General features: G+C 72.6%; 15 protein-coding genes. 8 read left to right on the top strand and 7 right to left on the bottom strand.

What is annotated here, in order from left to right; all coding sequences use genetic code 11:
* The coding region (locus VGP36_23805) for a hypothetical protein (GenBank protein HEV7657737.1) at nt 1-560 on the bottom strand (560 nt) is incomplete at its 3' end.
* An 83-nt stretch (nt 561-643) separates the two neighbouring features.
* On the opposite strand from VGP36_23805, the gene VGP36_23800 reads away from it, so the two are divergent.
* The 3 genes from VGP36_23800 to VGP36_23790 all read left to right on the top strand — a co-directional run bounded on the left by VGP36_23800 (nt 644) and on the right by VGP36_23790 (nt 2,699).
* Nucleotides 644-1,147 (top strand): SigE family RNA polymerase sigma factor, encoded by a 504-nt coding sequence (locus VGP36_23800; protein ID HEV7657736.1) that lies wholly within the window; start codon nt 644-646, stop codon nt 1,145-1,147.
* The gene (locus VGP36_23795; GenBank protein HEV7657735.1) at nt 1,144-2,160 is read left to right on the top strand and encodes a hypothetical protein; all 1,017 of its coding nucleotides are present in this window, start codon (nt 1,144-1,146) and stop codon (nt 2,158-2,160) included. Before VGP36_23800 ends, VGP36_23795 begins: the two co-directional genes overlap by 4 nt.
* A gap of 89 nt (nt 2,161-2,249) precedes the next feature.
* Nucleotides 2,250-2,699, top strand: coding sequence for a peptidase inhibitor family I36 protein (locus tag VGP36_23790; protein ID HEV7657734.1), 450 nt, complete (start codon nt 2,250-2,252; stop codon nt 2,697-2,699).
* On the opposite strand, the gene VGP36_23785 is transcribed toward VGP36_23790, so the two are convergent.
* Nucleotides 2,696-5,197 carry a DUF3516 domain-containing protein gene (locus VGP36_23785; protein HEV7657733.1) on the bottom strand — a complete coding sequence of 834 codons (2,502 nt, stop codon included), beginning with the start codon at nt 5,195-5,197 and terminating at the stop codon, nt 2,696-2,698. The genes VGP36_23790 and VGP36_23785 overlap by 4 nt on opposite strands.
* A 112-nt stretch (nt 5,198-5,309) precedes the next feature.
* Between VGP36_23785 and VGP36_23780 the strand changes: the two genes are divergently transcribed.
* Nucleotides 5,310-7,748 (top strand): esterase-like activity of phytase family protein, encoded by a 2,439-nt coding sequence (locus tag VGP36_23780; protein HEV7657732.1) that lies wholly within the window; start codon nt 5,310-5,312, stop codon nt 7,746-7,748.
* Between the two features lie 55 nt (nt 7,749-7,803).
* Here VGP36_23780 and VGP36_23775 read toward each other — a convergent pair whose 3' ends face one another.
* Genes VGP36_23775 through VGP36_23765 form a run of 3 tightly spaced genes read right to left on the bottom strand, consistent with a single transcriptional unit; the run spans nt 7,804 to nt 9,442 of the window.
* On the bottom strand, nt 7,804-8,013 hold the full coding sequence (locus tag VGP36_23775) for a hypothetical protein (protein ID HEV7657731.1): 210 nt from the start codon (nt 8,011-8,013) through the stop codon (nt 7,804-7,806).
* Nucleotides 8,003-9,181 (bottom strand): low temperature requirement protein A, encoded by a 1,179-nt coding sequence (locus tag VGP36_23770; protein HEV7657730.1) that lies wholly within the window; start codon nt 9,179-9,181, stop codon nt 8,003-8,005. Before VGP36_23770 ends, VGP36_23775 begins: the two co-directional genes overlap by 11 nt.
* A 39-nt stretch (nt 9,182-9,220) precedes the next feature.
* Nucleotides 9,221-9,442: a zinc ribbon domain-containing protein gene (locus VGP36_23765; protein ID HEV7657729.1), complete on the bottom strand. Its 222-nt coding sequence runs from the start codon at nt 9,440-9,442 to the stop codon at nt 9,221-9,223.
* Nucleotides 9,443-9,568: 126 nt separating this feature from the next.
* Between VGP36_23765 and VGP36_23760 the strand changes: the two genes are divergently transcribed.
* The 3 genes from VGP36_23760 (at nt 9,569) to VGP36_23750 (ending at nt 12,248) form a co-directional block, all read left to right on the top strand.
* Entirely contained in the window at nt 9,569-10,384 is an 816-nt protein-coding gene (locus VGP36_23760; protein ID HEV7657728.1) for a DUF1206 domain-containing protein, read from the top strand.
* 121 nt (nt 10,385-10,505) lie between these two features.
* A complete protein-coding gene (locus tag VGP36_23755; GenBank protein ID HEV7657727.1) occupies nt 10,506-11,318 on the top strand; it encodes a DUF1206 domain-containing protein in 813 nt (270 codons plus the stop codon).
* Nucleotides 11,319-11,363: 45 nt separating this feature from the next.
* Nucleotides 11,364-12,248: a DNA-3-methyladenine glycosylase 2 family protein gene (locus tag VGP36_23750; GenBank protein HEV7657726.1), complete on the top strand. Its 885-nt coding sequence runs from the start codon at nt 11,364-11,366 to the stop codon at nt 12,246-12,248.
* On the opposite strand, the gene VGP36_23745 is transcribed toward VGP36_23750, so the two are convergent.
* A complete protein-coding gene (locus tag VGP36_23745; GenBank protein ID HEV7657725.1) occupies nt 12,237-13,301 on the bottom strand; it encodes an aspartate-semialdehyde dehydrogenase in 1,065 nt (354 codons plus the stop codon). The genes VGP36_23750 and VGP36_23745 overlap by 12 nt on opposite strands.
* Entirely contained in the window at nt 13,298-14,563 is a 1,266-nt protein-coding gene (locus tag VGP36_23740) for an aspartate kinase (protein ID HEV7657724.1), read from the bottom strand. The genes VGP36_23745 and VGP36_23740 overlap by 4 nt, the downstream gene beginning before the upstream one ends.
* Nucleotides 14,564-14,651: 88 nt before the next feature.
* Between VGP36_23740 and VGP36_23735 the strand changes: the two genes are divergently transcribed.
* Nucleotides 14,652-15,406, top strand: a 755-nt coding sequence (locus VGP36_23735) for an ABC transporter ATP-binding protein (GenBank protein HEV7657723.1), incomplete at its 3' end; no start/stop codon positions are given.

Below are 15,406 nucleotides of genomic sequence, written 5' to 3'. Positions count from 1 at the left end.
GACAGGAACTGGTGGATCAGGTAGCCGTGCGCCCCGTGGATCTCGATCACCTCGAAGCCGGCCAGGTCGGCCCGCTGGGCCGCCGCGCGCCAGTCCCGGACCAGGGCCCGGACGCCGTCGGTGGACAGGGCGGCCGGCGAGGCCAGCCCCGGGTACGGCTCGTCGGTCGGCCCGGACGGCGTCCAGCCCCCGTCGGCCGGCGCCACGAACCCGCGCCCGTCCCACGGCCGGCGCGAGGAGGCCTTGCGGCCGGCGTGCGCGAGCTGGATGCCGGGCACCGCACCCTGGGACCGGATGAAGTCGGTGATCCGCCGGTAGTCCTCGGCCTGCGCGTCGGTCCAGATCCCGGCGTCCCAGGGGCTGATCCGGCCCTCGGCCGTGACCGCGGTCGCCTCCTGCACGACCAGCCCGGCGCCGCCGCGGGCGAACGAACCGAGGTGCACCAGGTGCCAGTCGGACGGATGCCCGTCCGTGGACGAATACTGACACATCGGGGAGATCCAGGCGCGATTCCGGAACGTGGTGCCGCGCAGCGTCAGCGGCGAGAAGAGACGGCTCACGTCCTGACGCAAGTCGCACAGCTCACGTCGGATTCCCGCACAGCGGATCGCGGCCGGGGCACGTCTGAGACTGTGTGAGCCTGATGGAGTTCGACGACTTCGCCCGGCGCGAGCTGCCGAGGCTGCTGCGGTACGCCGTGGTGCTCACCGGCGACCGCGAGCTGGCGCAGGACCTCGTCCAGGACGTGCTCGTCAAGTCGCACACGCAGTGGCGCCGGGTGAGCGCCGCCGACCACCCCGACCGGTACGTCCACACGATGGTGACCAGGGCGTTCCTGTCCTGGCGGCGCCGCTGGGCGGTCCGCCGGATCGGGCTGGACCCGGCCGGTGAGGTGGACGGCGAGCCCGTCCGCGACCACGCCGCCGGGGTCGTCGACCGCGACGACGTCTGGCGCCGGCTGGCCACGCTGCCGCGCCAGCAGCGCGCCGTGCTGGTCCTGCGCTACTACGAACGACTGTCCGACTCCGAGATCGCCGAGGCGCTGGGCTGCTCCGCCGGCACCGTCCGCGGCTACGCCTCCCGCGCGCTGAGCACGCTCCGGCTCGATCTCGCCACCGAAGCCGACCTCGAGAGGGGGCCGCGATGAACGCCGACGAGATCCTGGCCCGGACGTTCGCCGACCACGAGGGCGACGCTCCCGACCCTGACGCCGTGCTCGCCGACGTGCACGCGCGGCTGGCCCGGCGCCGCCGTACGGCCCCGGTGCTGGCGGCTGCGGCGACGGTCGCGGCGATCGCCATCGGCGCGTCCGTGCTGGTCGACCAGCATCGCCCGGACCCCGCTCCCCCGGCCAGCACTCCGTCGCCGAGCGCGACCCCGAGCGCGACCCAGATCGCGCTCGGCACGACCTGGCTGCCGCCCGGCACCGTCCGGACCACCTTGCTGCAGCGCTCCTACGGCACGGAGACCCGCCTCTACACGGTCAGCGTCCCGCACCAGCCCCAGATCAGCGTGCAGCTCCAGGTCCGGCCCGGCACGGAGCTGACGCCGCCCGGCGGATCCCCGCCGCTGGCCGAGTTCGGCTACCGGCAGCGCGATCTGACGATCGCCGGCCGGCCGGCCCGGGAGTGGGCGAACGACGCGGGGCACCGGGACTCGTCGTACCAGCTGGTGGTCCGGCTGCCGGATCAGCGGATCGCGGAGATCGAGGTGTTCGTCGATTTCACCCGCGAGGGGCGTGGCGCCATGCTGGCGACGATCGGCCGGCGGGTCGCGGCGTCGCTCCAGCTGGACCGGCCGGAGCCGGTCGGCACGGCCTTCCGGCCCACGCACGTGCCGAGCGGCTTCGTGGTCTCGGCGGTCGGCCGAGGTGATCTCGACGGCACCACCTGGATCCTGACCACGCCGGGGGCGGTGCCGGACGGCGCCGCGGTGACGATCCGGCAGAGCCCGCGCGCCTTCCGCACCGGCGACGTGCCGGGCACGGTGGCCGACGGGCGGGCGGTGCGGGGCCGGCCGACCCACGTGATCACCGACGGCGCCACCGTGACCCTGTACGTCGACCTGCTCCGCCCCGGCACGTCCGTCCAGCTGACCTCGACCCACGCCGCGGTCACGCTGGCCGAGCTCTACAGGATCGCCGATGGCATCCGCTTCTAGCCAGGACTGACGGACAGGGTCACACTTGACATGTTCAAGATCACCCTGGAAGGTCCGCGAATGAACACACACATCTCGAGGAGGTCGTTGTGAGATTTCGCCGCAGCTTCGTCATCGTCGCCGCCGCTGCCGCATTCGGTGCGAACATCCTGATGGGAGCGCCCGCCGCCAACGCCTCGGGAACTCAGGCGGCCTGCCCCGCCGACCGCGTGTGTCTCTGGTTCAACAGCAACTTCGCCGGGGCCAGAGGCGACTTCAGGGTCAGCGATGCCAACCTGTCCAACGAACTCTTCAATGACGGGCCGGTCAACGCGAATGGCTGGCTGGTGCAGGTCGAAAACAATTCCGCTTCATTCCAGAACCGAAGTGGTCACACGGTCATCTTCTTCGACCTCCGCAACTGCGACATCGACGGCGCCACCCGCGTCGTCGCGGCCGGAGAGAAGGACAACTTCGGGGCCGCGCTGAAGAACAAGGTCTCCTCGATCATCGTCGGCGACGGAAGCCCCTGCGTGAACGTCGATCAGAGCAACGCTTAGCTGTCGAGGCGGTCGACCGCGGTCACGTGGACCGCGGCCCGGCCGAGGTCGTCGGACTCGGCCAGGTCGACCTCGGCGGTGATGGCCCAGTCGTGGTTGCCGGCCGGGTCGTCGAAGATCTGCCGTACGCCCCAGCGGCCCGGCCGCTCGTCCACGACGAGCAGCGCCGGGCCGCGCGCGTCGGCGCCGGTGAGCAGCACGTCGTGCTCGGCGAAGTAGTCCGCCATCGCCTCGGCCCACTGCTGAGAGTGCCAGCCGTCCTCGGCGTCCAGCTCGCCCAGCGCGTCCCACTGCCGGCGGGCGGCCAGCTCGACCCGGCGGAACAGCGCGTTGCGGACCAGCACCCGGAACGCCCGCAGGTTCGCGGTGACCGCGGCCGGCGCCGACTCGATCTGCCCGTCGGTCGGCACCGGCTGGGACGGGTTGGACAGCTGCTCCCACTCGTCCAGCAGGCTGGAGTCGACCTGTCGGACCAGCTCGCCGAGCCAGGCGATGACGTCCTGCAGCTCCTCGGTCTTGGCCTCGTCCGGCACCGTCTGGGACAGCGCCTTGTACGCCCCGGCCAGGTACCGCAGCACGATCCCCTCCGACCGCGCCAGCTGGTAGTGCTGGACGAAGTCGGCGAACGTCATCGCCTGTTCGTACAGGTCCCGCACGACGGACTTCGGGGTCAGCTCGTAGTCGGCCACCCACGGATGGCCCTTCCTGTAGGCCCCGTACGCCGCGGTCAGCAGCTCCTCCAGCGGCTTGGGGTAGCTGACCTCCTGCAGCAGCTCCATCCGCTCGTCGTACTCGATGCCCTCGGCCTTCATCGCCCCGACCGCCTCGCCCCGGGCCTTGTGCTCCTGGGCCGAGAGCACCTGCCGGGGCTGGTCCAGAGTGGACTCGATCACCGAGACCGCGTCCAGCGCGTACGTCTCGGACTCGCGGTCGAGCAGATCGAGAGCGGCCAGCGCGAACGTGGACAGCGGCTGGTTGAGCGCGAAGTTGTCCTGCAGGTCGACCGTCAGCCGCACCGTCCGCCCGGTCGGGTCCGGTGTGGACAGTCGCTCGACCACCCCGGCGGCCAGCAGCGAGCGGTAGATCGCGATCGACTCCCGGATCAGCCGGCGCTGGGCCGGCCGGTCGGAGTCGTTGTCCTCCAGCAGGTGCCGCATCGCGGTGAACGCGTCCCCGGGCCGGGCGATGACGTTGAGCAGCATCGAGTGCGAGACCCGGAACTGCGAGGTCAGCGGTTCCGGGTCGGCCGCCACCAGCCGCTCGTACGTCGGCTCGCCCCAGCCGATCGAGCCCTCCGGCGGCTTCTTCCGTACGACCTTGCGCCGCTTCTTCGGGTCGTCGCCGGCCTTGGCCAGCGCCTTCTCGTTGTCCACGACGTGCTCGGGGGCCTGCACCACGACGGAGCCGGCGACGTCGAAGCCGGCCCGCCCGGCGCGGCCGGCGATCTGGTGGAACTCCCGCGCCGACAGCAGCCTCGTCCGGGTCCCGTCGTACTTGGACAGTGCGGTGAACAGGACCGTCCGGATCGGCACGTTGACGCCGACGCCGAGGGTGTCGGTGCCGCAGACGACCTTGAGCAGCCCGGCCTGGGCCAGCCGTTCCACCAGCCGGCGGTACTTCGGCAGCATCCCGGCGTGGTGCACGCCGATCCCGTGCCGGACGAAGCGGGACAGGTTCTTGCCGAACGCGGTGGTGAAGCGGAAGTCGCCGATCTCGGCCGCGATCGCGTCCTTCTCGGCCCGGGTGGAGACGTTGACGCTCATCAGGGCGGACGCCCGCTCGACCGCGGCGGCCTGGGTGAAGTGCACGACGTACACCGGGGCCTGCTTGGTGTAAAGCAGGTCCTCCAGCGTCTCGTGCAGCGGCGTCAGCCGGTAGGAGTAGAACAGCGGCACCGGCCGGACCGCGTTGTGGACGACCGCGGTCGCCCGGCCGGTGCGGCGGGTCAGGTCCTCCTCGAAGCGCGTGACGTCGCCGAGCGTCGCCGACATGAGCAGGAACTGCGCCCGCGGCAGCTCGATCAGCGGCACCTGCCAGGCCCAGCCCCGGTCCGGGTCGGCGTAGAAGTGGAACTCGTCCATGACGACCTGCAGCACGTCGGATCCGGCGCCGTCGCGCAGCGCGATGTTGGCCAGCACCTCGGCCGTACAGGCCACGATCGGCGCGGTCGCGTTGACCGAGGCGTCGCCGGTCATCATGCCGACGTTCGAGGTGCCGAAGATCGCGCAGAGGTCGAAGAACTTCTCGCTCACCAGGGCCTTGATCGGCGCCGTGTAGAAGGTGCGCCGGCCGGACGCCAGCGCGGCGAAGTGCGCGCCGGCCGCGACCAGGCTCTTCCCGGACCCGGTCGGGGTGGACAGGATCACGTTGGCGCCGGAGACGATCTCGATCAGCGCCTCCTCCTGGGCCGGGTAGAGCGTCAGCCCGCGGTCCTTGGCCCAGAGCGCGAACGCCTCGAACACGGCGTCCGGATCGGGCTCGGCCGGCATCAGTTCCATCAGCTCCACCCCTCCATCCTGCCTGTTCATCCACATGTCGGATTGGTCCCATGGCGTTTGCCGTACTGGCCCGCTAGACAAAGACGACTTGTCCACGTCGAAGGGGACGTCGATGACTGGAAAGCGCACCCGGCTGGGCGCCCTCACCGGGGCTGTCCTGGCCGCGACCCTGCTGGCGACGGCGGGACCCGCCGCCGCGGCCCCGCCCGCTCCCGGCAGCGCCACCCTCATCGGGCGGGCCGTGCTGCCGGCGGCGACGTTCGCCGGCGGTCCGGTGAGCGGGCAGTACATCGGGGCCGGCCCGATCGCCGGGCAGCCGGTGCCGTTCGCGCACCAGCCGGTGCAGGGCTTCTCCGGCCTGCTCCCGGTCCGCGGCACCCGCGGCGACTACTGGGCCCTCATGGACAACGGGTACGGCGCCGAGGAGAACAGCGCCGACTCGCTGCTGCGGATCTACCGGATCCGGCCGGACCTGACCGGCCCGAAGACCAACGGCGTGAAGGTCGTCGACCACATCGACCTGGCCGACCCCGACCACCGGGTGTCCTGGACGATCGTCAACTTCTTCACCCGGCAGCGGCTGCTGACCGGCGCCGACTTCGACCCCGAGTCGCTGCAGCAGGCGCCGGACGGGTCGTTCTGGATCGGCGACGAGTTCGGGCCGTTCATCCTGCACTTCTCCAGGAGCGGCCGGCTGCTGGAGGCGCCGATCGCCGATCCCGGGCTGCGCTCGCCGCAGAGCCCGGACCTGGAGGAGGCCCAGAGCCTGCGGGTGATGGACGCGCTGCGGCAGCACGCGCAGCAGTTCGGCGGCGCGACCCCGATCGTCTCGCCCGACTTCAACCTGCTCGTCGACAACAACCCGGCCACCGCGATCGCGAGCCGGGCCAACCCGCCGGCCGGCTCCGGCGTACCGGCGGCGAGCAGCGAGATCCTCAACGTGGCCACGCTGCACACGGCCGGCTTCAAGGTCGTCCCGTACACGGCGGACACCGCGGAGGCGATCGACGCGCTGCTCAAGCTGGGCGTGGACGGGATCATCAGCGACAACTCCGACCTGCTGCACCAGCGGCTGGCGGCGTTCGACGCCAACGGTGACGGCGTGCCCGGCGACTACCTGCTGCCCGACGGGCGGGTCGACCGGACGAGGTTCGACGCCGAGGGGCACCGCGGCAGCCGCGGGCTGCGCCCGGAGAACACGCTGCCGGCGTTCGAGGCCGGGCTGGACAACCTGATGAACACCATGGAGACCGACACCGGGATCACCCGCGACGGCGTCCCGGTGATCAGCCACGACCCGTTCCTGGACCCGGCCAAGTGCCGCAACGCCGACGGCTCGGCGCTGCCCGGCCAGATCCTCATCCGGGACCTGACCGCGCGGCAGATCCAGCGGAACTTCGTCTGCGATCTCACCCTGCCGGCGTTCCCGCGGCAGAGCGACGACGTGGCGCTGTCCCCGGTCGCGGCGGCGTACGCGGCGACCCACCACCTCGACCCGTACACGAAGCCGAGGCTGCAGGATCTCTTCGACTTCGCCGCCTTCTACGCGCGGTGGTTCTCCACCGGCCCGGGCCGGCACGACGCGGGTGCGGCGGCGAAGGCGGCCAACGCCCGTACGGTCCACTTCAACGTGGAGACCAAGGTCAACCCGGTGCCCGCGCTGGCGTCCCGGACGGTCTCGGCCGAGGCGTTCGAGCGGATCGACGACGGCCTGATCGCCCGCAACCACCTGCAGAGCCGGGTCACGCTGCAGTCCTTCGACTGGCGGACGCTGCTGCTGGCGCAGCAGAACCACCCGGACATCGCGACCGTGGCGCTCTGGGGCGACTCGCCGATCTTCGCCGACCCGACGATCACCGGCAGCGGTGACGGCGGCAACCTGCAGCCGGTCGGCGGCAACACGCCGTGGCTGGGCGGGCTGATCTGGCCCTGGCGGCAGACGCTGCAGACGCTGCCGGCCCGGGTCCAGGCCAGCGGCGGGTTCGAGGGCATGGCGATGTCGCCGGACGGGCGGACCCTCTACCCGGCGCTGGAGAAGCCGCTGGTGAACCCGGCGACGACGACCGCGCTGATCGCGCAGTTCGACATCCGCAGCCGGTCCTACACCGGCACGACCTGGGCGTACTCGTACGCGCCGGGCGGGATCAGCATCCCGGACCTCCAGCTGTACGCACCGGGTCGCGGCGTCGCCATCGAGCGCGACAACTCGACCGGCACGCTGACCGGCCTCAAGGAGGTCTTCGCGGTGACGCTGCCGGCCGGCGGCGGCACCGTCACCAAGACGCCCGTGGCGGACCTGCTGCACATCGCCGACCCGGCCGGGATCGCGCGCCGGGACCGGTTCGCGCAGCCCGGTGACCTGATCGGGGATCCCGGTCAGTTCGCGATGCCGTTCGTGACGATCGAGGCGGTCGTGGTGCAGGACCGGCGGACGCTGGTGATCGTGAACGACAACAACTACCCGTTCAGCGTGGGCCGGCACATCGGGACCGGACGGACCGACGACAACGACGTCGTCGCGCTCCGGCTGGGCCAGTCACTGCCGAGCTAGAAGGCCGCCCGGGCTGAGCGCCGGGGTCCGGGCCACCGCGGCCCGATCCCCGGCCTCAGCTCCGGTCGGTCTCGCCGCCGGCGGCGGGCTCGGTGCCGAAGACCTCGTCGGCGTCGCCGTCCGGCGGCGCGCCGAGCGCCTCGCCGGCCGGCTCGGCCGCCCGCGGACCCTGCTCCGGGTGGCCGCCGGGCCGCGGGTCCTCCCAGGGCGGGTCCTCGTCCGACTCGGCGTTCACGCCCTCGGGCTCGACCAGGTCACGCTCCATGCGCGTCTCCTACCCGGATCACCTGGGCGGCCACCAGCACGACCCCGGCCACACCCATGAGCAGGACGGCGAGGCCGAGCGGATGCACCAGCGCGGCCAGCAGCACCAGCACCGCGCCGGCCGCGCACCGCGCCAGCACCGGACGCTCGGCCGCGAGCCGGCCCTGCAACGCGCCGACCACCAGCAGCGTCACCGCCACCGGGATCGCCACCGCGAACGCCGCCGTACGCGGGCCGCTGTGGGCCTCGTGCAGCACCGACTCGGTCGCCACCTCCAGCCCGGCCCCGAGCGCGCCGACGGCGGCGAAGACGAAGTAGTGCGCGTACCCCCAGAGGAACGAGACGTTCGGCTGCTCCCGCAGGTGGTCGGCGGCCGGGTGTCCGAAGTAGATCCACCAGACCGCGAAGACCAGCAGGATGCCGCCGCCGGCGACCTCGAGCAGCGCGGCCGAGGCGCCCTGCGCGGTCCGGCCCGCCTGCACCGCGGTGGTCGCGGCCAGGATCGCCTCGCCCAGCACGATCAGGGTGAACAGGCCGTACCGCTCGGCGATGTGCTCGGGATGCCAGCGGGTCATCGGGCCGCCGCGCTCGGCCCAGAGCGGGACGGCGATGTCGACCGCCACCAGCACCAGGAACGAGACCAGCCCGAGCGAGTCCGGCAGCGCCAGCCGGAGCACCCAGAACGCCTGCACGATCGCGACGCCGATCCCGTACCGGAGGGCGACCGTACGGCGGGACGGGTCGTCGCGGGCGGCCCGGAACCACTGCGCGACCAGCGGCACCCGCATGACCAGGTAGCCGATCGTCACGAGCCTGAAGTCCTCGCGCTCGAACGCGTCGGGCACACCGGCCGCGAGCACCAGCACGCCGACGATCTGGACCAGGGTCAGGACCCGGTAGACGATGTCGTCGGTGTCGTACGCGGAGGCGAACCAGGTGAAGTTCATCCAGGCCCACCAGATCGCGAAGAACACCATCAGGTAGCGGCCGACCGAGACGCCGACGTGGCCCTCGGCCACCCCGTGGTGCAGCTCCACCGCGGCCGAGGCCACGCCGACCACGAAGCTCAGGTCGAACAGCAGCTCCAGCGGGGTCGAGGCGCGGTGCTCCTCGTCGGGATCGCGGCCGGCCAGCGGCCGCCGCCAGGGCACACGTACGGCTCCGGTCACCCGGGCAGTGTGGCGGGCGGCTACCCCGCGCTCAACGTGTCAGTTGCCGCAGCAGGAGCCGCCGCAGCAGGTGCCGCCCCGGGTCGGGCGGGCGGCCGGCACCGGAGCGGTCGGCCGGCCGGTCAGCGCGACCGTCGAGAGCAGCTTGACCGTGTCGTCGTGGCCGGCCGGGCAGGGCGCGGGCACGGCCGACTCGGCCATCGGGCGGGACGCCTCGAAGGTGTCCCCGCAGGCGCGGCAGCGGTACTCGTAACGCGGCACGCGTCGAGCTTAGGCCGGATTCGCACCGGGTAGGAGGGTCGGCGTCCGGTCGACCAGCTGATCGGGCTCATCCGTCGGGGATGCAGCCGGATCGTCCGGTGCGCGGGCGCGCGAGGGAGCACAACCGTGTCAGCAGGCACCCAGGCCGTCCGGAAGGTCGCCAGCAGCGCCTGGTCGGAGCGGCTGGCCCGGTTCGGGCTCGCCGCCCAGGGCGTGCTGTCGATCGTCATCGGCATCCTCGCCCTCCGCATCGCCTTCGGACACCGCGAGAAGGCGAACGAGAACGGCGCGCTCAAGCAGATCGTGTCGACGCCCGGTGGTGCGCTGCTGATCTGGATCGTCGCCATCGGGCTCCTGGCGTACGCGCTCTGGCGGGCGGCCGCCGCGATCCTCGGACGGCCGGCCGACCCGCTGGTCACCGACGGCACCGAGCGGATCAAGGCGGCGGCCGAGGCGATCGGCTCCGGCGGGGTCTGCGCGGCGGCCCTCCAGATCGCGATCGGCGGCGCCTCCTCGGGCGGCAACGGCAGCAACTCCCAGCAGGCCGGGACCGTGCTGTCCTGGCCGGCCGGTCAGTTCCTGGTCGGCCTGGTCGGCGTGGTGGCGGTCGCGGTCGGCGGCTGGGTCGCGTACGGCGGCTGGAAGGCCGACTTCACCAAGGAACTCGACCTCGGCTCGGTCCCGCGGACCGCGGGCCGGACGGCGGTCATGCTGGGCCGGGTCGGCCGGATCGCCCGAGGTGTGGCCCTGGTGATCATCGGCATCCTCGTCGTCATCGCCGCCGTCCAGTACGACCCGCAGAAGGCCGACGGTCTGGACGGCGCGCTGAAGTCGCTGACCGCCCAGCCGTTCGGCAAGTGGGTGCTGACGCTGATCGCGCTCGGCTTCATCGCGTACGGGCTGTACGGCCTGGCCGAGGCGAAGTTGCGCCGGATGAGCTGACGTCCCCGATTCGCCAACCCCATGACCGGGTAAAGCCGCAACGTCCGTTCGTGGTGGCAGATCGGGCAGTCCCGTCGGGGAATGCCGCCGATCCCGTTGCGACCAGGAGAGTGAGAAACCGGTGACGTCGACAGGCACCCGCCACGTGACGAGGGCGGCCAACAACAAGTGGGCTGAGCGGCTGACGCGCGTCGGGCTCGGCGCGCGCGGCGTGCTCTACATCGTGATCGCCGTGCTGGCGTTCCGGGTGGCGTTCGGCCACTTCGAGGACCAGGCCAGCCAGAACGGCGCCCTGCAGGAGATCTCCTCCAAGCCGGGCGGCCAGGTGCTGGTCTGGATCATCGCGGTCGGCCTCATCGCGTACTCGCTGTGGCGGTTGCTCTCGGCGGCGTTCGGCGGGCGGGTCGACCCGATCGCCACCGACGCCAAGCAGCGGCTCAAGGCGCTGGCCGAGGGCATCGGGTACGGGTCGATCGCCGTCGTCGCGGTCAAGGTCGCGGCCGGCTCCGGGTCCTCCTCCGGCGGCGGCCAGCAGAAGACCGCGATGGTGCTGGGCTGGCCGGGCGGCCAGTTCCTGGTCGGGCTGGTCGGCGTGGTCGCCCTCGGGATCGGCGCGTTCTTCGTCTACGACGGCGTGAAGGCCGAGTTCACCAAGGAGCTGAAGCTGGCCGGGCTGTCCCCGACCGCGCGCAAGGCCGTCGTCTGGCTCGGCCGGGCCGGGCGGATCGCGCAGGGCGCGGTCTTCGGCATCATCGGCGTGCTGATCATCGTCGCCGCCGTGCAGTACGACCCGGACAAGGCCAAGGGTCTGGACGGCGCGCTGAAGACCCTGGTCGGCGAGCCGTTCGGGCGGGTGCTGCTGTGCCTGGTCGCCCTCGGCCTGCTCGCCTACGGCCTCTACGGCCTGGCCGAGTCCAAACTCCGCAAGGTCTGATCGCAGCGGTCAGGATCTGACCGCAAGTAGGGCGACCCTCGGGGCATGACGATGACGACGATCGTGCCCCGGGGGCCGTTCTCGCTGCGGGAGCTGGCGACCTTCGGGTTCGGACAGCGGCTCTCCACCTCGTACGACGGGGTGATGCGGATGGCGTTCTGCGTGGACGGGTACACCCACGCCGCCGGCGTGGAGGTGCGGCAGACCGCGGACGCCGTCGAGGTCACCGTGCATGGTGACGCCGATCCGGACATCGTGACCGCACAGGTCGCCCGGGTTCTGTCGCTGGACCACGACGGGGCGGCGTTCCTCGAGGTCGGCCGGCGGGATCCGGTGATCGGGCGGCTGCAGGAGGTGGCGCCGGGGCTGCGGCCGCCGCAGTTCCACTCGCCGTACGAGGCCGCGGCCTGGTCGGTGCTCTCGGCCCGGCGGCCGGCCCGGCAGATGGCGCAGGTCCGGGACGCGCTGGCGGTCGGGCACGGGACCACGTTCGAGCTGGCCGGCGAGCGGTGGTCCTCGTTCCCGACCCCGGCCGCGCTGCTCGACGTCGAGAGCTTCCCCGGCATTCCCGAGCCCAGGATGACCCGGCTGCATGCGGTCGCGCAGGCGGCCTGGGAGGGGCGGATCGACGTGGCCCGCCTGGTCGCGCTCGGACCGGACGAGGCGATGGCTGAGGTCCGGGAGCTGCCCGGGATCGGTCCCTTCTTCGCGGCGCTGGTCGTGATCCGGGCCTGCGGGCTGGCCGACGTGCTGGTCCGCAACGAGGCGACCGCGCTCGGCACGATGGCGTCGCTCTACGGGTCGGACGGACCGCCCGGGCCGGACGAGCTCGAGCGGCTGGCCGAACCCTGGCGCCCGTTCCGCACCTGGGCCGCCGTCCTCATCCGCGCCGCCGCGAACCGCCTCCCGGCCCGGGTGTCAGCCGGCTAGCTCGGCCCCGACCAGCTCGGCGATCTCGGCGGTGTTGAGGGCGGCGCCCTTGCGCAGGTTGTCGCCCACGACGAACAGGTCGAGCGTGTTCGGGAAGTCGAGCGCCTGCCGCAGCCGCCCGACGTACGTCGGGTCGGTGCCGACCGCGTCCGCCGGCGTCGGCATCACCCCGGCCGCGGCGTCGTCGAGCACCACGATCGAGGCCTGCGCGGCCAGCTCGGCCCGGGCCTCGGCCACCGTGATCGGCTGGGCGAACGTGACGTGCAGCGCGGCCGCGTGCGTGGTCACCACGGGGACCCGTACGCAGGTCGCGGACACGGCCAGGTCCGGGATGCCGAGGATCTTGCGCGACTCGTTGCGGACCTTGAGTTCCTCGGAGGACCAGCCGTCGCCCTTGTCCGAACCCGCCCACGGCACCACGTTCAGCGCCAGCGGCGCCGGGAAGGGCGAGTACGCCGGCAGCCCGGACAGCGCCTTGCGCACGTCCCCGGCGACCGAGCCGAGCGAGGGGTCGCCGGCGACCGCGGCCAGCTCCTCGCGCAGCCGGTCGATGCCGGCCTGCCCGGCGCCGGACGCGGCCTGGTAGGAGGCGGCGACCATCGCCCGCAGCCCCCAGCGCCGGTGCAGCGCGCCGAGCGCGGCCATCATCGTCATCGTCGTGCAGTTGGGGTTGGCGATGATCCCCTTCGGCCGGTTGCGGGTCTCCTGCGGGTTGACCTCGGGCACGACCAGCGGGACCAGCGGATCCATCCGGAACGCGCCGGAGTTGTCGACCACGACGGCCCCGCGGGCGGCCGCGACCGGCCCCCACTCGGCCGAGACCGCATCGGGCACGTCGAACATGGCCACGTCGACGCCGTCGAAGACCTCGGGCGCCAGCGCCCGGACGGTCACGTCCTCACCGCGCACCCGCAGCGTGCGGCCGGCCGACCGGGCCGACGCGACGAGCCGGATCTCGCCCCACTGGAACGGCCGCTCGGACAGGATCCCGAGCATCACCGACCCGACGGCGCCGGTCGCCCCGACCAGGGCCAGGGTGGGCCGGGAGCTCATCGGCCGGTCCCCGCGTACACGGTGGCGGACTCGCTGCCGCCGAGGTCGAACGCATCGTGCACGGCCCGGACGGCCAGGTCCAGGTCGGTGTCGCGGACCAGGACCGAGATGCGGATCTCCGAGGTGGAGATCAGCTCCACGTTCACCCCGGCGTCGGCCAGCGCGCCGAAGAACCGGGCCGACACCCCCGGGTGCGACCGCATCCCCGCCCCGACCAGGGACACCTTGCCGACGTGGTCGTCGTAGATCAGCGAGTCGAAGCCGACCGACGGCTGCACCTTCTGCAGCGTCGCCATCCCGGTCGGCCCGTCCGCCTTGGGCAGCGTGAAGGAGATGTCGGTGCGGCCGGTGGCCGCGACGGACACGTTCTGCACGATCATGTCGAGGTTGATCTCCGCGTTGGCGACGGCCCGGAAGAGCGCCGCGGCCTGCCCCGGCTTGTCCGGCACGCCGACCACGGTGATCTTGGCCTCGCTGCGGTCGTGCGCGACGCCGGTGATGATCGCCTGTTCCACCGTGAGGTCCTCCATCGAGCCGTTGACGATCGTGCCGGGACGCTGCGAGTACGACGACCGCACGTGCACCGGCATGCCGTACCGCCGCGCGTACTCGACCGACCGCAGGTTGAGCACCTTGGCGCCGCAGGCGGCCATCTCCAGCATCTCTTCGTACGTGATGGTGTCCAGCCGGCGGGCCCGCGGCACGATCCGCGGGTCGGCCGAGAACACGCCGTCCACGTCGGTGTAGATCTCGCAGATGTCGGCCCCGAGCGCCGCCGCCAGCGCGACCGCGGTGGTGTCCGAGGCGCCCCGGCCTAGCGTCGTGATGTCCTTGGTGTCCTGGGAGACGCCCTGGAAGCCGGCCACGATCGCGATCGCGCCGGTGTCCAGCGCATCCCGGATCCGGCCCGGCGTGATGTCGATGATCCGGGCCTTGCCGTGCACGCTGTCGGTGATCACGCCGGCCTGGGAGCCGGTGAACGAGCGGGCGTCGACGCCGAGAGCGCTGATCGCCATCGCCAGCAGGGCCATGCTGATCCGCTCGCCCGCGGTGAGCAGCATGTCCAGCTCGCGGCCGGGCGGCAGCGGCGTCACCTGCTGGGCCAGGTCGCGCAGCTCGTCGGTGGTGTCGCCCATCGCGGACACCACCACCACGACCTCGTTGCCGTGGCGCCGGGTGACCACGATCCGCTCGGCCACCCGCTTGATCCGCTCCGCGTCGGCGACCGAGGAGCCGCCGTACTTCTGCACGACGAGCCCCACGAAATCTCCTCCCGCTGCGACGATCCACCCTTCTCGCGCGTCCACACTACCGGCAGGCAACGGCGCGACTCTGCGAACAAGGATGGCCATGACAGCACCCGGCACGCCCGCCGGCGGGATCAGCGCGCGCGGCATCAGCCGCTCGTTCGGGCCGGTGCACGCCGTGCAGGGCATCGACCTGGAGGCGCCGCCGGGCCAGGTGACCGCGCTGGTCGGGCCGAACGGGGCCGGCAAGACGACCGCGATGCTGGTGCTGGCGACGCTGCTGACCCCGGACGCGGGCGAGGTCCGGGTGGCCGGGTTCGACCCGATCACCCAGGCCGACGAGGTCCGGGCCCGGATGGGCTGGTCCCCCGACGTCTTCGGCCTGTACGACACGCTGACCTGCCGGGAGTACCTGGAGGTGATGGCGGCGGCGTACCGGCTGCCGAAGCCGGACCGGGCCGCGCGGGCGTCGGAGCTGCTCGGGCTGGCCCGGCTGCCGTACCCGGACGCGCCGGTGCACACCCTGTCGCGCGGGCAGAAGCAGCGGCTCGGGCTGGTCCGGGCACTGGTGCATGACCCGGCCGTGCTGCTGCTGGACGAGCCCGCGTCCGGGCTGGACCCGCGCAGCCGGGTCGAGCTGCGCGACCTGCTGCGCCGGCTGGCCGGCGAGGGCCGGGCCGTGCTCGTCTCCAGCCACATCCTGTCCGACCTGGAGGAGATCGCGGACCGGGTCGTGTTCGTCAGCGCCGGCCGTACGGTCGGGCAGCATGCGATCGGCGACCTGCCGGCGGCGCAGTCGGCCCGGACGTACCGGTTGCGGGCGTTGAACCCGATCGCGCTGCAGCAGGCGCTGGAAGC

It is taken from the genome of Mycobacteriales bacterium (genome assembly GCA_035995165.1).
Lineage (GTDB): Bacteria > Actinomycetota > Actinomycetes > Mycobacteriales > CADCTP01 > CADCTP01.
The sequence above is the reverse complement of the archived record's forward strand: the minus strand, read 5'-3'. Positions and strand labels throughout refer to the sequence as shown.